Origin of the sequence: Streptomyces sp. NPDC050732, from assembly GCF_040654255.1 — a bacterium.
Classification (GTDB): Bacteria; Actinomycetota; Actinomycetes; order Streptomycetales; family Streptomycetaceae; genus Streptomyces.
This window is the reverse complement of the sequence record NZ_JBFAHP010000029.1, coordinates 15,532-32,312: the sequence shown is the minus strand read 5'-3', so window position 1 is coordinate 32,312 and position 16,781 is coordinate 15,532. Positions and strand designations below refer to the sequence as shown.

At 70.7% G+C, this 16,781-nt stretch carries 19 protein-coding genes; 10 read left to right on the top strand and 9 right to left on the bottom strand.

Annotation, left to right across the window (positions count from 1 at the left end; translation table 11 throughout):
- Positions 1-25 precede the first annotated feature (25 nt).
- Positions 26-643 (top strand): TetR/AcrR family transcriptional regulator, encoded by a 618-nt coding sequence (locus AB0H82_RS25000; protein WP_362996296.1) that lies wholly within the window; start codon positions 26-28, stop codon positions 641-643.
- Between the two features lie 337 nt (positions 644-980).
- Entirely contained in the window at positions 981-2,447 is a 1,467-nt protein-coding gene (locus AB0H82_RS24995) for a PAS domain-containing sensor histidine kinase (RefSeq protein ID WP_362996433.1), read from the top strand.
- 180 nt (positions 2,448-2,627) lie between these two features.
- On the opposite strand, the gene AB0H82_RS24990 is transcribed toward AB0H82_RS24995, so the two are convergent.
- Both AB0H82_RS24990 and AB0H82_RS24985 read right to left on the bottom strand, forming a co-directional pair.
- Positions 2,628-2,885 carry a WhiB family transcriptional regulator gene (locus AB0H82_RS24990; RefSeq protein WP_016639615.1) on the bottom strand — a complete coding sequence of 86 codons (258 nt, stop codon included), beginning with the start codon at positions 2,883-2,885 and terminating at the stop codon, positions 2,628-2,630.
- Positions 2,886-3,201: 316 nt separating this feature from the next.
- Complete coding sequence (locus tag AB0H82_RS24985) at positions 3,202-4,170, bottom strand: diacylglycerol kinase family protein (RefSeq protein WP_362996294.1); 969 nt, start codon at positions 4,168-4,170, stop codon at positions 3,202-3,204.
- An 80-nt stretch (positions 4,171-4,250) separates the two neighbouring features.
- On the opposite strand from AB0H82_RS24985, the gene AB0H82_RS24980 reads away from it, so the two are divergent.
- Entirely contained in the window at positions 4,251-4,709 is a 459-nt protein-coding gene (locus AB0H82_RS24980) for a hypothetical protein (protein WP_362996292.1), read from the top strand.
- Between the two features lie 65 nt (positions 4,710-4,774).
- Here AB0H82_RS24980 and AB0H82_RS24975 read toward each other — a convergent pair whose 3' ends face one another.
- From AB0H82_RS24975 to AB0H82_RS24965, 3 genes are all read right to left on the bottom strand, one after another.
- A complete protein-coding gene (locus tag AB0H82_RS24975) occupies positions 4,775-5,806 on the bottom strand; it encodes an RNA polymerase sigma factor SigF (RefSeq protein WP_362996290.1) in 1,032 nt (343 codons plus the stop codon).
- On the bottom strand, positions 5,803-6,216 hold the full coding sequence (locus AB0H82_RS24970) for an anti-sigma regulatory factor (protein ID WP_030780840.1): 414 nt from the start codon (positions 6,214-6,216) through the stop codon (positions 5,803-5,805). Before AB0H82_RS24970 ends, AB0H82_RS24975 begins: the two co-directional genes overlap by 4 nt.
- A 247-nt stretch (positions 6,217-6,463) precedes the next feature.
- Positions 6,464-6,724, bottom strand: a complete 261-nt coding sequence (locus tag AB0H82_RS24965) for a UBP-type zinc finger domain-containing protein (RefSeq protein ID WP_362996288.1) — start codon at positions 6,722-6,724, stop codon at positions 6,464-6,466.
- Between the two features lie 46 nt (positions 6,725-6,770).
- Here AB0H82_RS24965 and AB0H82_RS24960 point away from each other — a divergent pair, with 46 nt between their 5' ends.
- Positions 6,771-8,369 carry a Na+/H+ antiporter gene (locus AB0H82_RS24960; RefSeq protein WP_362996286.1) on the top strand — a complete coding sequence of 533 codons (1,599 nt, stop codon included), beginning with the start codon at positions 6,771-6,773 and terminating at the stop codon, positions 8,367-8,369.
- A gap of 6 nt (positions 8,370-8,375) precedes the next feature.
- Here the strand turns inward: AB0H82_RS24960 and AB0H82_RS24955 are convergent, their stop codons facing one another.
- From AB0H82_RS24955 to AB0H82_RS24945, 3 genes are all read right to left on the bottom strand, one after another.
- Complete coding sequence (locus AB0H82_RS24955) at positions 8,376-9,293, bottom strand: pyridoxal-phosphate dependent enzyme (RefSeq protein WP_362996284.1); 918 nt, start codon at positions 9,291-9,293, stop codon at positions 8,376-8,378.
- A 67-nt stretch (positions 9,294-9,360) separates the two neighbouring features.
- Positions 9,361-9,951 carry an N-acetylmuramoyl-L-alanine amidase gene (locus AB0H82_RS24950; protein WP_362996282.1) on the bottom strand — a complete coding sequence of 197 codons (591 nt, stop codon included), beginning with the start codon at positions 9,949-9,951 and terminating at the stop codon, positions 9,361-9,363.
- Between the two features lie 138 nt (positions 9,952-10,089).
- Positions 10,090-10,326 (bottom strand): hypothetical protein, encoded by a 237-nt coding sequence (locus AB0H82_RS24945; RefSeq protein ID WP_362996280.1) that lies wholly within the window; start codon positions 10,324-10,326, stop codon positions 10,090-10,092.
- A 260-nt stretch (positions 10,327-10,586) separates the two neighbouring features.
- On the opposite strand from AB0H82_RS24945, the gene AB0H82_RS24940 reads away from it, so the two are divergent.
- From AB0H82_RS24940 to AB0H82_RS24915, 6 genes are all read left to right on the top strand, one after another.
- Positions 10,587-11,993 carry a family 2B encapsulin nanocompartment shell protein gene (locus AB0H82_RS24940; protein WP_362996278.1) on the top strand — a complete coding sequence of 469 codons (1,407 nt, stop codon included), beginning with the start codon at positions 10,587-10,589 and terminating at the stop codon, positions 11,991-11,993.
- A 102-nt stretch (positions 11,994-12,095) separates the two neighbouring features.
- Positions 12,096-13,241, top strand: a complete 1,146-nt coding sequence (locus AB0H82_RS24935) for a family 2 encapsulin nanocompartment cargo protein polyprenyl transferase (RefSeq protein WP_362996276.1) — start codon at positions 12,096-12,098, stop codon at positions 13,239-13,241.
- A gap of 166 nt (positions 13,242-13,407) precedes the next feature.
- Complete coding sequence (locus tag AB0H82_RS24930; protein WP_362996274.1) at positions 13,408-14,022, top strand: GNAT family N-acetyltransferase; 615 nt, start codon at positions 13,408-13,410, stop codon at positions 14,020-14,022.
- A 64-nt stretch (positions 14,023-14,086) separates the two neighbouring features.
- Positions 14,087-14,386, top strand: a complete 300-nt coding sequence (locus AB0H82_RS24925) for a hypothetical protein (RefSeq protein WP_362996272.1) — start codon at positions 14,087-14,089, stop codon at positions 14,384-14,386.
- Between the two features lie 265 nt (positions 14,387-14,651).
- A complete protein-coding gene (locus tag AB0H82_RS24920; protein WP_362996270.1) occupies positions 14,652-15,470 on the top strand; it encodes a hypothetical protein in 819 nt (272 codons plus the stop codon).
- A gap of 101 nt (positions 15,471-15,571) precedes the next feature.
- Positions 15,572-16,201 (top strand): HAD-IA family hydrolase, encoded by a 630-nt coding sequence (locus AB0H82_RS24915; RefSeq protein WP_362996268.1) that lies wholly within the window; start codon positions 15,572-15,574, stop codon positions 16,199-16,201.
- A gap of 40 nt (positions 16,202-16,241) precedes the next feature.
- Here AB0H82_RS24915 and AB0H82_RS24910 read toward each other — a convergent pair whose 3' ends face one another.
- Positions 16,242-16,751, bottom strand: coding sequence for a MarR family transcriptional regulator (locus tag AB0H82_RS24910; protein ID WP_362996266.1), 510 nt, complete (start codon positions 16,749-16,751; stop codon positions 16,242-16,244).
- Between the last annotated feature and the right edge of the window lie 30 nt (positions 16,752-16,781).

The window sequence follows — 16,781 nt, the reverse complement described above, 5'->3', positions numbered from 1 at the left end:
TAGTGCCCGCTATACAATTCACCCCATGGCGACGAAACAGCGCGGACGCCCCCGCTCCTTCGACCGCGAGACGGCCCTGGAGCAGGCGGTCCGCACCTTCTGGGAGAACGGATACGAGGCGACGTCCGTCTCGGACCTCACGCGCGTCATGGGTATCGGTGCGCCCAGCCTCTACGCCGCGTTCGGTGACAAGCGGAAGCTCTTCGACGAGGTCGTCGTGCGGTACGGCGCGACGCACGGCGCCTTCGGCGGCCGGGCCTTCGACGAGGAGCCGACCGCACGCGCCGCCGTCTCACGGCTGCTGCACGAGGCCGCGGCCGAGTTCACCGACCCGGACCACCCGCGCGGCTGCCTCGTCATCACCGCCGCCACCAACTGCACGACGCCGGAGGTGGAGCAGACCCTGCGCGAGCGGCGGAACGCCAACGTGGCGGGCATCGAGTCCCGCATCCGCGCGGCCGTCGCGGCGGGCGAGCTGCCGGACCACACCGACCCCGCGGCACTCGCCCGTTACACGGCGGCGGTCTTCCAGGGAATGTCGCAACAGGCCAGGGACGGCGCCACCAGGGAGGACCTGGAGGCGGTGGCCGACCTCGCCATGCGGGCGTGGCCGAACCACCAACAAACATCCGTCGACGCATAGACATAAGAGAATGGTCTAGTCCACAATGCGTGGGTAAAGCCTCCGCTCTTCCCGCACAGGAGAGCGGATCGAGGAGCCGGCGCTCTCTGCCCTGACCGCGTCGGATCCTCACGATCGGCTGTTCAGGACCGCACATTCTGGCGGCCGATGCACCTGAAGGGCTGCGGTGCCGTGGGTGGGTTGAGGGTCCCACCCAGGCGCCGCGGCTCGTCGGGGAAGGAGGACGGCTTGTCGCGCAGGTCCCTTGTTCGGATCCGTCCGGCGCGCGGCGGATGTGCCGGACCTTCGAGGCGCGGGCCTGTCGGATGCGAAAGGTACGCTCGCACACGTGCCCTCCATGAACGACCTCGTACGCCAGCACACCGCCCTCGGTGACTCCGACCTAGAGTGGCTGCATCTGCTGGTCTCGGAGTGGCAGCTGCTCTCCGACCTCTCCTTCGCCGACCTGGTCCTCTGGGTTCCCACGCGCGACGGGACCCGCTATGTCTCCGTGGCGCAGATGCGGCCGAACACCGGCCCCACCTCCTACCAGGACGACATGGTCGGCCACCTCGTCCCGCGCGGCCGCCGCCCCCTCCTCGACGCCGCCCTTGACGAGGGCCGCATCGTGCGCGAGGGCGACCCGGAGTGGCGCGAAGAGGTGCCGGTGCGCGTCGAGTCCATTCCCGTACGCAGGGAAGGGCGCGTCCTGGGCGTCATCGCCCGCAACACCAACCTGTTGACCGTGCGCACCCCTTCACGGCTGGAGCTGACCTACCTCCAGTCGGCGTCCGATCTCGCACAGATGATCGCCGCCGGGTCGTTCCCCTTCCAGGGACAGCAGGTCGACATGGACGCCTCCCCGCGCGTGGGTGACGGTCTGCTGCGGCTCGACGCCGAGGGCGTCGTGCAGTACGCGTCGCCGAACGCGCTCTCCGCGTACCACCGGCTCGGTCTCGCGTCGGATCTCGTCGGCCACCACTTGGGCACGGCGACGGCCGAACTCGCCCCGTCCCGTGGGCCGGTGGACGAGGCCCTGGCCAAGCTCGCGAGCGGCTGGGCGCCGCGCGAGTTCGAGATCGAGGGCGGCGACGGCGTGATCCAGCTGCGCGCGATCCCCCTCAAACCCAAGGGCCCGCGCATCGGTTCGCTCGTCCTCGTGCGGGACGTCACCGAACTCCGCCGCCGCGAGCGCGAGTTGATCACCAAGGACGCGACCATCCGGGAGATCCACCACCGGGTGAAGAACAACCTCCAGACGGTCGCCGCGCTGTTGCGGCTGCAGGCCCGTCGCATCGACTCCGCCAAGGGCCGCGAGGCGCTGGAGGAAGCCGTGCGCCGGGTGGGCTCCATCGCGATCGTCCACGAGACGCTCTCCCAGAACCTCGACGAGCGCGTGGAATTCGACGAGATCGCCGACCGGGTGCTCGCGATGGTCGCCGAGATCTCGCCCGGCAAGGTGACGGGCCGGCGCACCGGCCGCTTCGGGATCCTGGACGCGGAGGTCGCGACGCCGCTGTCGATGGTGCTCACAGAGATCCTGCAGAACGCTCTGGAGCACGGCTTCCGCGAGGGGGACACCGGCACGGTCGAGGTGTCCGCCGTACGCGGCGGCACCAGCAAGGAAGCGCGGCTGCTGATCACCGTCCAGGACGACGGCATCGGCCTGCCCGAGGACTTCGACCCGCACCGCTCCGGCAACCTCGGCCTGCAGATCGTCCGCACCCTGGTCGAGGGGGAGCTGGGCGGCACCTTCGACATGGTCCGCGCCCCGGAGCGCGGCACGCGGGTCGTCCTGGACATTCCGGTGCGCGGCGACAAGTAGCGGCGGCAAACGGTCAGCGGCCGCACAGCGGAAAGCAGTGAGCCCCGGACCTGAGTGGTCCGGGGCTCACTGCTCACGTTGCGATGCGCATCGGGGGTACTGCGCGGCTGCGGCTCGGGGGCGGGAGTTGCGTACTCGCTGTACGCGCCGCCAAGCTCAGGCTCGTGGGGGGCGTGGGCGTCAGGCGCTGGCCTGGCGTGCACGGTTGCGAGCGGCGCGGCGCTTCATTGCACGGCGCTCGTCCTCGCTGAGGCCACCCCAGACGCCGGAGTCCTGGCCGGACTCGAGCGCCCACTGCAGGCACTGCTCCATGACGGGGCAGCGACGGCAGACGGCCTTGGCTTCCTCGATCTGCAGCAGCGCAGGACCGGTGTTGCCGATGGGGAAGAAGAGCTCGGGGTCTTCCTCGCGGCAAACGGCGTTGTGACGCCAGTCCATGGCTGCTACCTCTCCTTGGTATTACATGCGGGTTGCTTGTGAATGTGAACGCTTTCACGAATCCCCCCGCACGGGAAGGGCCGACGCCCAGTCGCCTGGTGTGGACCTGTGGTGGAGGAGGGGTTCTGGCGATCTGTGGGGCCGATGTTGCGGGCCGTCCCGATCGCCATGTAGAGATTCGCAAACCTCGGCTGCGGATACAACCCCTTCAGGAAAGTTTTTTTTGATTCCTCAGTGTCGGCTGGGTCACAGCCGTACTTCCATGGGGTGGACCCTGGTCTAAACGTTCGAGTGAAAGGACTTTAGCCCCTTCCACTCACACAATCACACGCAGTGCACGGCGTACGCCTGTGAACGTCACGCTCGTCCGGAGTCCCAAGTGGTCACCGTCCATCTGGAGGGGCAGAGGCACCTTCGAATGCAAGGTGAAGTCCGTGAGGTCGTGGAGCGTGACCGCGTGCTTACCGTGGGGTCCGCGCTCCGGTGTCGAGGTCAGGAGCTGGGTGCCGTACCGGGCCACCGCGGCGGTCGACAGCTTCTTCAGACCGAGCACGTCCAGGCCCGTGTCGAAGGAAGCCTGCGGGGACGCGTACAGAGGGCGATTGCCCAGGTAGGAGTACGGAGAGGTGTTGCAGACTATCGACATCACCAGGTCCGTCACCGGGTCCTCGCCGGGCCGCTCCAGAGTGATCATTCCGTGTCGGCGGTGGGGCTCGTCGAGGAACTGGCGGAGCACCTGGCGCACATAGAGGGCGTGCGTCGAGCGGCGCCCGAGCTCGCGCTGCTGTTCGACCCTGCCGACCACTCCACCGTCGAAGCCGAGACCCGCACAGAACGTGAACCAGCGCGACGGCACGGCCTCGTCCTCCGTGCCCGGCGTGCCGCCCGCGATGCCGAGGCCCACCGTGCGCTCACTGCCCTCGCGCAGGGCGTCCAGCAGGGCGCCGGTTGCCTCCACGGCGTCGTTGGGCAGTCCCAGGGCGCGCGCGAAGACGTTGGTGGAGCCGCCGGGGACGACGGCCAGGCGGGGGAGGCGGTCCGGATCGGGGCCGTGGTGCAGCAGGCCGTTGACGACTTCGTTGACGGTGCCGTCGCCGCCGAGGGCGACGACCAGCTCGACGTCCTTGCTCTCCGCGGCCTGCCGGCCGAGGTCCCTGGCGTGGCCGCGGTACTCCGTGGTGACCGCGTCGAGTTTCATCTCGCTCGCCAGTGCGTGCACCAGCACATCACGCGTACGCGCACTGGTGGTGGTAGCCGCCGGGTTGACCACGAGGAGTGCACGCATGCGAAGCAGACTACCTAGCGGTCTTTGGACGGCCTAGACCGAGGTGCCGGGGCGGAGGGCCCCGGAGCTACCCTGCTGGGGTGAGTACTGAGCGGAAATCCACCCCCGAAGCCCCGGAGTCGCCCGAGCCGGGCCAGCGACCCGCGCGGGTGACCGCCGCCGCGGCCCTGGTCGCGCTGGAGGGCGTCGCCCTCCTCGCCGGGGGCGTGTACATGCTCGTGATGGGCCTCGCGGGATCACCCGACGATCCGCGGTCGGCCGAGACCGGCGGCATCACGCTGATCGTCCTCGCGCTGCTCCCGCTGCTCGCCGCGCGCGGGCTGCTGAAGCTGCGCCGGTGGAGCCGCGGACCCGCGATCATCACCCAGATCATGGCGCTGCCGGTGTCGTGGCAGATGCTGCAGGCCGACAGTGTGGCGATCCCGGCAGGCATCGTCCTCGCGATCACGGCTGTCGCCTCGCTCGTCTTCCTGATCAACCCGGCGACGACCGAGGCCCTCGGCATCCAGGGCCCCGGCAACGTGCAAGATCAGAAGTAGGACGCTCGGGACGACGCCCGGCATCAGTCGGCGGCATCCGAAAAATGCGGCACTACGGAGAGTGACTACTCCTCGACGAGAAGCTTCTCCCGCAACTGTGCGAGCGTGCGCGCCAGCAGTCGGGAGACGTGCATCTGCGAGATGCCGACCTCCTGCGCGATCTGCGACTGCGTCATGTTGCCGAAGAAGCGCAGCAGCAGAATGCGCTTCTCGCGCGGGGGCAGGTCCTCCAGGAGGGGCTTGAGCGACTCGCGGTACTCGACGCCCTCCAGTGCCTCGTCCTCGGCGCCCAGGGTGTCCGCGACGGCCGGTGACTCGTCGTCCGTGTCGGGGACGTCCAGGGACAGCGTGGAGTAGGCGTTGGCCGACTCCAGGCCCTCCAGGACCTCCTCTTCGGAGATGGCCAGCTTCTCGGCCAGCTCGTGCACGGTGGGGGAGCGGCCGTGCAGCTGGGACAGCTCGGCCGTCGCCGTCGTCAACGCGAGCCGCAGCTCCTGGAGGCGACGCGGGACGCGGACCGCCCATCCCTTGTCGCGGAAGTGCCGCTTGATCTCGCCGACGACCGTCGGGGTCGCGTACGTGGAGAACTCGACGCCGCGCTCCGGGTCGAAGCGGTCCACGGACTTGATCAGACCGATCGTGGCGACCTGGGTGAGGTCGTCGAGGGGCTCGCCGCGGTTGCGGAAGCGGCGGGCCAGGTGCTCGACGAGCGGCAGGTGCATGCGGACCAGCTGGTTGCGCAGCTCCGCGTACTCCCGACTGCCGCCGTCCAGGGTGCGCAGCTCGATGAACATCGCGCGTGCGCCGCTGCGGTCCTGCGGATCGTGCCGGCCGTGCTGGTGCTCGCTCATGTTTCCCGCCCGTCGCCCGCCGCCCCGGCCGGAGAGCTGCTTGAGCTCGTCCTTGGCGGTCGGCTCTGCCTGCTCCGACACATCGGCCACCCTCAGCGGACCCGGCTGGTCCGGCTCCTCCGGGTGCGGTTTGGCCTGCTGCTCGGGGATTCCGGTGGTCATGCGGCGCAACCCCTCCCTGCCGGCGGCGGGCAGACCCTGTGTGCCGCGCTCTTCGTCCCGCACCGGCCCGTCCCCGTCCCTCACGCCGGCCCGGGTCCCGCGCCGCGCTTCTTGTAGAGGCTGATCGAGACGGTGTTGTCCTCGGCGACCGTCGAGTCCACCTGGCCCGCGAGGGCCGACAGCACAGTCCAGGCGAAGGTGTCCCGCTCCGGGGCCCGGCCGTCGGTCGTGGGCGCCGAGACCGTCACCTCCAACGAGTCGTCGACGAGCCGGAAGACGCAGCTGAGCACCGAGCCGGGCACGGCCTGCTGGAGCAGGATCGCGCAGGCCTCGTCGACCGCGATGCGGAGGTCCTCGATCTCGTCGAGAGTGAAGTCCAAACGCGCCGCGAGGCCGGCAGTCGCCGTCCGCAGCACCGACAGGTAGGCACCCGCAGCAGGAAGGCGGACCTCCACGAAGTCCTGATTCCCGGGCTCGCCTGCGATCTGGGACACCCTCACCTCCAAGGTGGTACAAGCACTTTCGGGGTTCCGGGGCCGCCGCCCAGCGGTGGTCCGGACTGCGTCACACGGGTAACGCACCACGTCGTTCTGCGGTGACGCTACCGCGCTCCCCAGCTCCGTGTCCCAGGGACCCCGCCTTGATGCTGTCACTCATAGTAAGCATATGAGTACGGACAGTGGCTAGGGGTCGCGCAAGCCCAATTGGAAACAACGAGCGCCGGGTTGACGTACCCAGGCGTCAGACGATCGAACCGTCCACAAAGCACCAGCGCCAGCTCTCCCCCGGCTCGAAGGTCCTCATCACAGGGTGTGAGGTCTCCTTGAAGTGCGCCGTCGCGTGCTGGAAGGGCGACGAGTCGCAGCAGCCGACATGACCGCACTCCAGGCACAGCCGCAACTGGACGGGGTGGCTGCCGGCCGCCCGGCACTCAAGGCACGTGTCGCTCAGCGGGGCCACCTCGGGGTGCGGCAGCGCCGCGACGTGCGGGCACTCGTTCATGATTGCCAGGTTACGACGGGAACGCGGAGGGCGGAGGGGTCTGCCGATGGATGTATTGCCCCTGGTGGGACTGATCGCGGCGAGCGCCGTGGTGGCCGGGGCGGCGCGCAGGACCCCGGTACCGGCACCGCTGCTCCTGGTCGGGGTGGGTCTCGCCGCCTCATACGTGCCCGGAGTGCCCGACTACCACCTCGATCCGCACATTGTGCTGCCGTTGATCCTGCCGCCCCTGCTGCACACGGCCGCCCTGGAGAGCTCCTATCTGGACCTGCGCGCCAACATCAGACCTGTCGCACTGCTCTCGGTCGGGTACGTCCTGTTCGCCACGGTCGCCGTCGGTTGGCTCGCCTATCTGCTCGTCCCCGACCTGCCGCTGACCGCCGCACTCGTCCTCGGCGCCGTGATCGCGCCCCCGGACGCCGTCGCCGCGACCGCCATCGCGCGCAGGGTGGGGCTGCCCTCCCGGATCACCACGATCCTGCAGGGCGAGTCCCTGGTGAACGACGCGACCGCGATCACCGCCTTCAAGGTGGCCCTCGCGGCGGCGGTCGGCGAGGGCGCGAGCTGGTCGGGCGGGATCCGGGAGTTCCTGGTGGCCGCGGTCGGCGGGGTCGGCGTCGGGCTGCTCCTCATGGTGCCGATCCACTGGCTGCGCACTCACCTGAAGGAGACGATGCTGCAGAACACGCTCTCCCTGCTCATCCCCTTCGTCGCGTACGCCGCCGCGGAACAGGTCGGCGCCTCCGGAGTGCTCGCCGTGGTCGTCGTCGCCCTCTACCTCGGCCACCGCTCCTGGCAGGTCGACTTCGAGACGCGGCTGCAGGAGGCCGCGGTGTGGAAGGTCGTCGCGTTCATCCTGGAATCGGCGGTCTTCGCGCTCATCGGCCTGCAGCTGCCCGTGGTGCTCAGGGGGCTCGGCGAGTACAGCGTGGCGCAGGCGGTCTGGTACGCCGTCGGGGTCTTCGTCTTCGTCGTGGTGGCGCGCTTCGTGTGGTCGTATCCGGCGACGTATCTCCCGCGCGGGCTGTCGGAGCGGATCAGGGAGCGCGAGGGCGACATGGACTGGCGGCGGCCGCTGATCGTCAGCTGGGCCGGGATGCGCGGCGTGGTGTCACTGGCCATCGCCTTCTCGATCCCGCTCACCATGGAGGACGGGGAGCCCTTCCCGGCGCGCAACCTTGTCTTGTTTCTTACGTTCACCACAGTCATCGGAACGCTCGTCGTGCAGGGCCTCTCGCTGCCCTGGCTGATCCGTGTCCTGAAACTGCCCGGCCGTGACGCGCAGGCGCAGACGCTCGCGGAGGCGCAGGCGCAGAACGCCGCCTCAGAGGCGGCGGAGGCGCGGCTGGCGGAACTCATGCGGGACGAGCGCAATGGCCTGCCACAGCCCCTCCAGGACCGTCTGCGCACCGTCCTGGAGCGGCGGCGCAACTCGGTGTGGGAGCGGCTGGGCCAGGCCAACCCGGTGACGGGGGAGTCGGCGGACGAGACCTACCGCCGACTGGCGCGCGAGGCGATCGCCGCGGAGCGCGAGGTCTTCGTGAAGATGCGGGACGAGCGGCGCATCGACGACGAGATGATGCGGACGCTGCTGCGCAAGCTGGACCTGGAGGAGGCGGCCGCCCACCGGGAGATCGAGGAGTGAGCCGGCCTACTCGCGGGTGCCGGTGATCACCGCGGTGAGGCGGGTGCCGGGCCGGAAGGCGCCCTCTTCGGAGAGGACGGTCAGGGCGTACAGGAGCTTCGCGACGTAGAGGTGTTCTACGGAGAGGCCGATTTCGCGGCCGTGCCGGTCCTCGAAGTCCTCGGCGAAGGCGATCAGCTCCGGTGGGGTGCGGGCGTAGCCACCCCAGTGGAAGCGGTCGTCCAGGCGCCAGTTGGTGGTCGGCTCGCCGAACGTCCGCCGCTGCAGGGCCGCTATGTCGTCACCCAGGAAGCCGCCTTTGAGCACCGGTATGCCGAGGGCCCGCCGGTCCGGGCCGAGCCCGGCGGCCAGACCCGCGAGGGTGCCGCCGGTGCCGCACGCGACGGCCGCCACGTCGGTGTGCTCGCGCAGCTCCTCGCCGAGGGCCGTGCAGCCCCGCACGGCGAGGGTGTTGCTGCCGCCCTCGGGGATGACGTACGCGGCCGAGGCGTCCGTCTCGCGCAGGAGCGCCGCCAGCGTCTCCGGCTCGGCCTTCCGCCGGTACGTGGCCCGGTCGACGAAGTGCAGGCGCATGCCGTCGGCCGCGCAGCGCGTCAGCGACGGGTTGAGGGGGCGCCCGGCGAGTTCGTCACCACGGACGACGCCGATCGTGGCGAGGCCCAGGAGGCGGCCCGCCGCGGCGGTGGCGCGCAGGTGGTTGGAGTAGGCGCCGCCGAAGGTGAGGAGGGTGTCGTGGCCGGCGTCGGCGGCGGCCCGCAGGTTCAGGGCGAGCTTGCGGTACTTGTTGCCGGGCAGGTCGCGGTGGATCAGGTCGTCCCGCTTCAGGAGCAGCTGGACTCCGCGACGGGCGAAGCGGTCGTCAGCCAGGGGCTGGAGCGGGGACGGCAGCCGGGGGCGCAGGCCTGCGGGCGGGGTGGGACACACCCCGCCATTGTCTCCCGTGGCACGGGGTCCGACAGGGGGGAGCCCTTCGTAGGGGGCTCCCCGGGGGTTACTTGAGGCGCTCCTCGATGCGGGCCCGCATCGAGTCCATCGTGAAGCCGCGCGGGTCGACCTTGCCCGGCTGCCACTCCAGGTGGCCGATCACCGAGCGCTCCGTCCAGCCGTGCACGCGGCAGACCGCCGCCGAGGCCTTCTCGATGGCATCCAGCTGCTCCTCGGGCCACGGGTCCTCGCCGTCGCCGAGGTTCTCGCACTCGAAGCCGTAGAAGTGGCGGTTGCCGTCGGTGTTCGCCTCGTTGTCCGGGGGCAGCCGCTTCTCGGCGATGACAGCGCGGAGCACGTCGTCGTCGCCGAGGCCCGCGTGGTTGGCGCGGCCGTAGCCGACGAGGTGGACACGGCCGTCCTTGGTGATGACGCCGTGGCAGAGCGGCCCGGGGAGCGAGGCGAAACCGTCACGGCAGATCTCCACCGTGCGCTCGCTGCCCGAGGTCACGGTGTGGTGGATCACCACACCGTGCACGGGACCCCAGGGGCCTTTGTGGTCGCGGTTGTGGTGCTCCCAGTCGCCGACCTCGACGACGGTCAGGCCTTCGTCCTGCAGGGCCTGAAGGAACTCGCCCGCGGACATGGGTGGGGCCATGACCCCTCCTTTGCAAGGCGGGACGGCCGCCGGTCGCAGACCGTCTCGTATGCCCTGCTTGTACCGGAACTGCGGTGCCCGGACCAGTTGTTCGGAATCGATCCGAGCGCTGTTCGGGCACCGTGCGAGCCGATCCGGTCAGTTGCCGTGCAGGAAGCCGTCCCCGTGCGTCGCGACATGGGACTCCACGGCCTGCAGCGCCTGCTGGGTGGCCTGCGAGGAACCGGTGCCTCGGCGCTCCGCGAAGTACGCGGCGCCGAGCTTCTTCAGGAGGGCGTCGCCGGCCCGCTTCTCCTGGACCTCGTCGATCTTCTGCTTGCCCTGGGTGAGGCCCCGCTGAGCCTGCTCTTTCGCGCGATCCAGGAAGCCTGCCATTGCTGTCTCCTGCCGATTGGTGCGGGGCAATTCCCGCGTGGGGTTCAACGGTGTCGCGGATCTTGGAGTTCCCCGCGATACCCGAGCCCATCAGGCTGCCCGGCGCGACACCTCCCGAGTTGCGCCGAACGGGTGGAAACGCCCCTCCTGCCCCGCTGGAGCGTGATCCATTCCCGCTCGTTTGTGTAATGGCGCCGCCACGATCCGTGCTGGAAGGCTTGGGCGGGCACATCACAGCAGGCATTCGGGAGGGCAAAGCCATGTCGGTAGGCGAAGAGATCCGGACCGAGTCGGAGAAGCCGCAGCAGAGTCTCGGCACATCCGCCGCACGGAATCTGGCCACCACCACCAAATCCGCGCCGCAGATGCAGGAGATCAGCTCCCGCTGGCTGCTGCGGATGCTGCCCTGGGTCCAGGTGCAGGGCGGCACGTACCGGGTGAACCGAAGGCTGAGCTATTCGGTCGGTGACGGCCGGGTGACGTTCGTGAAGACGGGCGACCAGGTGCAGGTCATCCCGGCGGAGCTCGGCGAACTGCCGGCGCTGCGGGACTTCGAGGACCAGGACGTGCTGGGGGAGCTGGCACAGCGCTGCCGGCAGCGGGAGTTCGCCGCGGGCGAGGTCCTGACGTCCTTCGGCAGCCCGGCGGACGAGGTGTTCCTGCTCGCGCACGGCCGCGTCGAGAAGGTCGGCACGGGTCCCTACGGCGACGACACGGTCCTTGAGACGCTCGCCGACGGCTCCTACTTCGGCGACCAGGCGCTCATCGACCCCGAGACCATCTGGGAGTACACCGCACGTGCGGTGACCGCGTGCACGGTCCTCACCCTGCCCCGCCAGGACGTCGAACAGATCGCGGAGCGCAGCGAGTCGCTTCGCGCCCACATCCAGCGGCTGCGGTCCATCCCGGCGCAGCGCACCAACAGGTTCGGTGAGGCGCCCATCGACCTGTCCGCCGGCCACGTCGGCGAGGCCGTGCTGCCGGGCACCTTCGTTGACTACGAATCGGCACCGCGTGAATACGAGCTGAGCGTCGCCCAGACCGTCCTTCGCGTCCACACGCGCGTGGCCGACCTCTACAACCAGCCGATGAACCAGACCGAGCAGCAGTTGCGGCTGACCGTCGAGGCGCTGAAGGAGCGCCAGGAGCACGAGCTCATCAACAACCGCGAGTTCGGCCTCCTGAACAACTGCGAGTACGACCAGCGAATCCAGCCGCACGCCGGCGTGCCCACCCCGGACGACCTGGACGAGCTGCTCAGCCGCAGGCGCGGGTCCAAGCTCTTCCTCGCGCACCCGCGCGCGATCTCCGCGTTCGGCCGCGAGCTCAACAAGCGCGGACTCGTCCCCGAGACCATCGACATGGGAGGCAACAGGATCCCCACCTGGCGCGGGGTGCCGATCTTCCCGTGCAACAAGATCCCGATCACCGAGGCCCGCACCACCTCCATCATCTGCATGCGTACGGGCGAGGAGGAGCAGGGCGTCATCGGCCTGCGCCAGACCGGCATCCCGGACGAGATCGAACCGAGCCTGTCCGTACGGTTCATGGGCATCAGCGAGCAGGCGATCATCTCTTACCTGGTGTCGACCTACTACTCCGCCGCGGTGCTCGTGCCCGACGCGCTCGGCGTCCTGGAGAACGTCGAGATCGGCCGCTGGACGTGACCCCGCGGCCGTGTCCCCGGGCGCGGCACGGGGTACACCCCCTCCGTACGCGCCCACAGGTCGAGGAACAGCCACCGTCCGCATCCTTCGCGGGGTGAGTCCATGACGGACACGACGACGGACACGGCGGGCACAGCGGCGGGCGCGGTGTCGGACGCGGTGGCGGGTGTGGCGACGGGCACAGGGGGAGTGCCGGGGGGCGGCGCCGAGTCCGGTGACGGGTGCGAGGCCGTGGAGATCCTGGCGTCGACGCGGGCGCACGTCGATCCGGAGCTGCGCAGGGCGATCGACACGCTGCCCGGGTCGTTGCGCCGGGTCGCGCTCTACCACTTCGGGTGGGAGCGTGCGGACGGCACACCGGCCGCCGGGCACGCGGGCAAGGCCATCAGGCCCGCCCTCGTGCTCACGGCGGTCCGGGCGCTCGGCGGGGAGCCCGCACTCGCCGTGCGGGCGGCGGCCGCCGTGGAGCTGGTCCACAACTTCACGCTCCTGCACGACGACGTGATGGACCGCGACACCACCCGCAGGCACCGGCCCACCGCCTGGACCGTGTTCGGCGTCGCCGACGCGATCCTCGCCGGTGACGCCATGCAGGCACTGGCGCAGCGGCTGCTCGCCGACGACCCCCACCCGGGGGCCGCGGCGGCGGCCGCCCGGCTCGCCGACTGCGTCATGGAGCTCTGCGCGGGGCAGCACGCGGACTGCGAGCTGGAGCGCCGCAGTCCGGACGAGGTCACGCTGGACGAGTGCCTGGCCATGGCCGAGGCCAAGACGGGCGCGTTGCTCGGCTGTGCCTGTGCGCTGGGGGCGGTGTACGCGGGGGTGGGGCGTGAGGAGGTCGACGCGCTGGACGGGTTCGGCCGGGAGGCGGGGCTCGCGTTCCAGCTCATCGACGACGTCATCGGGATCTGGGGCGATCCCGAGCACACCGGCAAACCCGCGGGTGCCGACCTCGCCGTCCACAAGAAGTCACTGCCGGTCGTCGCGGCCCTGGCGTCGGGCACGCCGGCCGCTGCGGAACTGGCCGAGCTGTATCGGAGGCCGCCCGAGGGGACGGAGGGGGATCGGGAGAGCGCGGCGTGCGCGGCCCGCGTCGTGGAGAGTGCGGGCGGCCGTGACTGGGCGCAGGTGCACGCGGCCGACCGGATGTCCCGCGCGATAGTCCAGCTCGCCAGGGCGGTTCCGGACCCGGAAGCGGCGGGAGGTCTGCTGGCGCTCGCCGAGTTCGTGACGCGGCGTACGCATTGAAGGGCCGCATGGGGCGTACGCACTGAAGGGCGCATGAGAGAGGGAGTGTGGGGGCCTTCCGTGGGAGGGGAGGTGATCGCTTACGCTGCAACCGGCGGCCCGCGCCGGAGAGTTGGCGAGTGGGTGGGCGCGCCGACGGATGCGGGCGAGCGGTGAGGGGCGGGCTATGGGCGTGGCGATCCGAAGGGCCGGAGAAGGTGACCGGGAGGACGTGGTCCGGCTGCTCGACGCGGCGTTCATGCGGGATCCGGTGAGCAGTTGGATCTTCCCGGACGAGGAGTACCGGCTGCGCACCCACGGTGCGTTGATGAATGCCTTCTTCGACCTGGCGCTCAGCGAGGGGTACGTCGACATCACCGAGGACGGCGCGGCCGCGGCCCTGTGGTGGTCCGTTCCCGCGGGCGAGCACCGCGAGGGCGATGACGACGGGCCGGCCCTGCTGCGCCAGGCCGTCGACGCCGGCAACGAACGCGTCGAGACCGTCGGCAGGCTGACCGACGCGATCCACCCGACCGACCGGGCGCACGAATACCTGCACCTCATAGCCGTGCACCCGGACCGGCAGGGCGAGGGGCTGGGCACGGCGCTCGTCGCCGCCGTGCTCGACCGGTGCGACCGCGAGGGCCTGCACGCCTACCTGGAGGCGAGCAACTCGCGCAGCCGCGACCTGTACGCGCGCCTGGGATTCACCTTCATGGGGACGGCGCTCGATCTGCCCGACGGCCCTCGGATGTGGCCCATGTGGCGTGAGCCGCAGACGGCGGGGGAGCGCACCGTCTAGCAGGCGGTCGCAGGGTTTGCCCCAGGGCTGCCCCGGCGGGCCGAACCGCAATACTCTGGGCGGCATGGGCAGCGAAGGGCCACGGCCCGGCCCCGCCGCGCAGGACGAGCCGGTGTGCGCGGCCTGCGGAGGGCCGGTGGGTACGGCGATCCGGCGGCGCAAGGTGCTCGGGGTGTTCGTCCCCGTGTGGGGCCCCGGCCCGTGCCGCAACGCGCAGTGCGAGGCGTGCGTCGACGAGGCGGACGCGGAGACGGCTCGGCCGGGAGGCGGGTCGAGCGGTCGTGCGAGTGCAAGGCGTTCCCGGTCGCGGCACGGCAGGTACGGCAGGAGGCCCGCTGCGCCCGGCGACAACGAGGACAAGTGACGCGCCTACCTGGCTCTCCCCAGTGGCTCTCCCCGGCCGTCCGTCAGCCGTGGCGGCAGTGGCGGTAGGGTCCCCGGCGGATCGGTGGTGATGCCGGTGGGGGAGGGGTGCGGTGAAGGCGCGGTGGGGTGTACTCGCTGTGGTGGGCGTGGTGTTGGTGGGGCTGGCGGGATGCGGCGCCGGGGTCGGCACGGGAGCGGATGACGATGCGCTGCCCGCGTACGCGCGGGAACCCGGGGTCCCGCGTGTGAGGAGTGAGGGCGATATGCCGGCACTCCCCCTGGCGAAGTACGAGTTGAGCAGCGAGGACCACAAGCGCCTGGGGAAGGCGCGCAATCGGTTGCGGTGGCAGTGCATGCGGTCCTTGGGGTTCGATGACTTCCCGCTCGGCCCCGGTTTTGCGCCCGGGATCCGCATGGCGGACTCCTTCACCTCGACCCTGGTTTATGTGTCCCCGTACGGGACGCTCGACCTCGATCGGGCCCGCCGCTGGGGCTACGGCCTCGCCCCTGACCATGCGAAGGCGCTGCGAGCGGAGCTGCGGCCGACGGGGCGGGAGCTGACGCAGCGGGAGTACGAGGCGCTGTACGGACCGGGGAAGGGCGGTCGCTCGGTGAACGGCCGGAAGATCCCACAGGGAGGCTGCGCCGCAGAGGCGACGCGGCGGACCGAGAGGGACGTAACCGATTCGGGCCGCCTCTGGGCGTACGTGCCCCGGCGCATCGAGAAGATCGACAAGGCCGTCGCCAAGGACGACCGGGTGCGCAGGGCCTTCCGCGACTGGTCGCGCTGCGTCGAGGACAAGGGCTTCAAGCGGTACGAGAACCCGACGCGGGCCTTCGGCGACAAGGAGTGGTGGAAGGAGAGCGAGAACGGCGACACCCCGCCGACGAAGCGGGAGTTGGGCACGGCGGTCGCCGACGTCGAGTGCAACCGGAAGCTGAACACCGCCGGGGTGTGGTGGAGCGTGAGCAACGAGAAGCAGCGCGAGGACCTGCGCCGCAACAAGTCCCGTTACGAGGCCGTGCGCGAGGACCAGGACCGGGTGCGGGACGGGATCCGCGAGGCGCTCGGCGAGAAGTGACGCGGCGAGAAGTGACGTGAGGTGGCGTGGCACGCGGGACGTCCCGAGTGGGGCGGCGCCGGGCTCTCGGGCGTTGCGTTGCCGCGTGATAGACACATGGGATGACGATCTGCGGTCGGGCGTTCGATGCCGTGCTGTGTGACCTCGACGGCGTGATCCGCTTCTACGACATGGCGGAGCTGGAGGGGCTGGAGCGCACGGCCGGGCTGCCGCCGGGCAGTACCGCCGAGATCGCCTTCCGGCCCGAGACCGACATGCCGCTGATGCGCGGCGAGATCACCAAGGAGCAGTGGATCGCGGCGATCGCGGACGGGCTCGCCGACCGGGTGCCGTGGGTGTGCGGGTACGAGCTCGGGACGGCGCTGGCCGAGACCAAGTTCCGGGCCGACGACGCCGTGGTGGGGCTGCTGCGGCGGGCCCGCGCGGCCGGGCTGCCCGTGCTGCTCGTCACCAATGCGACGCCGTGGCTCGCCGACGATCTCGCCCTGCTGGGTCTCACCGGCTCTGACGGCTGCCTCGACGACGTCGTCAGCAGCGCCGACCTCGGCATTGCCAAGCCGGACCGCCGCATCTACGAGATCGCCGCCGAACGTGCCGGTGTCGCCCCGGACCGCTGCCTCTTCGTGGACGACCGGCAGGAGAACGTGGACGCGGCCGTCGCGCTCGGCATGACCGGTCTGCTCTACCGCGAACCGGCCGAGCTGCGCGCGGCGTTGGCCTTGCCGGCCTGATCGCGGCGGCCGTGGGCGGGTCTCGGCACGGGGGCGGGGGTCAGCAGGAGTCCTCCAGATACGTGCGGGACAGGGCCGCGGCGCCGGTGAGCCAGTCGGTGATCACCGCGAGCTCGTCCGCGGAGTACCGCGCGCAGAGCTCGGTGAGCAGCTTGGAGTACGGGCCGTAGACCGCCTGCACCCGCTCGGCGGCGGCCGGGACCGGGGTGACGTGCACGCGGCGCCGGTCGGTGGGGTCGGGCCTGCGCTCCACGAATCCGCCGCGCTCCAGGCGGTTCAGGATGCCGGTGACGGCGCCCGTCGTGACATGGGCCCGGTCGGCGAGGTCGCCCGCGGTGACCGGCGCGTCCGCCTCCAGGACGTGGGCGAAGCAGACCAGGTCCCTGGCGCTCAGGCCGAGGTTGCGGGCGAGGTCCTGACGGCCGATCAGGTTGGTGGCGACGAGGTCGTCCAGCGCGCCGATGGCGTCCGCCGCGGAGGCGGCGGGGCGGGGCTTCTCCCGCTGCCCCTGCAATCCCTGCTGCCCCTGCAATCCCTGCTTTTCCTGCATTGAACTCCCTTACTGGCTAAGATAAATTAC

What these genes read in the sequence shown, in the direction of transcription:
- AB0H82_RS25000 (WP_362996296.1), top strand. Translation starts at nt 26, where the DNA reads ATGGCGACGAAACAGCGCGGACGCCCCCGCTCCTTCGACCGCGAGACG.
- AB0H82_RS24995 (WP_362996433.1), top strand. Translation starts at nt 981, where the DNA reads ATGAACGACCTCGTACGCCAGCACACCGCCCTCGGTGACTCCGACCTA.
- AB0H82_RS24990 (WP_016639615.1), bottom strand. Translation starts at nt 2,885, where the DNA reads ATGGACTGGCGTCACAACGCCGTTTGCCGCGAGGAAGACCCCGAGCTC.
- AB0H82_RS24985 (WP_362996294.1), bottom strand. Translation starts at nt 4,170, where the DNA reads ATGCGTGCACTCCTCGTGGTCAACCCGGCGGCTACCACCACCAGTGCG.
- AB0H82_RS24965 (WP_362996288.1), bottom strand. Translation starts at nt 6,724, where the DNA reads ATGAACGAGTGCCCGCACGTCGCGGCGCTGCCGCACCCCGAGGTGGCC.
- AB0H82_RS24960 (WP_362996286.1), top strand. Translation starts at nt 6,771, where the DNA reads ATGGATGTATTGCCCCTGGTGGGACTGATCGCGGCGAGCGCCGTGGTG.
- AB0H82_RS24950 (WP_362996282.1), bottom strand. Translation starts at nt 9,951, where the DNA reads ATGGCCCCACCCATGTCCGCGGGCGAGTTCCTTCAGGCCCTGCAGGAC.
- AB0H82_RS24945 (WP_362996280.1), bottom strand. Translation starts at nt 10,326, where the DNA reads ATGGCAGGCTTCCTGGATCGCGCGAAAGAGCAGGCTCAGCGGGGCCTC.
- AB0H82_RS24940 (WP_362996278.1), top strand. Translation starts at nt 10,587, where the DNA reads ATGTCGGTAGGCGAAGAGATCCGGACCGAGTCGGAGAAGCCGCAGCAG.
- AB0H82_RS24935 (WP_362996276.1), top strand. Translation starts at nt 12,096, where the DNA reads ATGACGGACACGACGACGGACACGGCGGGCACAGCGGCGGGCGCGGTG.
- AB0H82_RS24930 (WP_362996274.1), top strand. Translation starts at nt 13,408, where the DNA reads ATGGGCGTGGCGATCCGAAGGGCCGGAGAAGGTGACCGGGAGGACGTG.
- AB0H82_RS24925 (WP_362996272.1), top strand. Translation starts at nt 14,087, where the DNA reads ATGGGCAGCGAAGGGCCACGGCCCGGCCCCGCCGCGCAGGACGAGCCG.
- AB0H82_RS24920 (WP_362996270.1), top strand. Translation starts at nt 14,652, where the DNA reads ATGCCGGCACTCCCCCTGGCGAAGTACGAGTTGAGCAGCGAGGACCAC.
- AB0H82_RS24915 (WP_362996268.1), top strand. Translation starts at nt 15,572, where the DNA reads ATGACGATCTGCGGTCGGGCGTTCGATGCCGTGCTGTGTGACCTCGAC.
- AB0H82_RS24910 (WP_362996266.1), bottom strand. Translation starts at nt 16,751, where the DNA reads ATGCAGGAAAAGCAGGGATTGCAGGGGCAGCAGGGATTGCAGGGGCAG.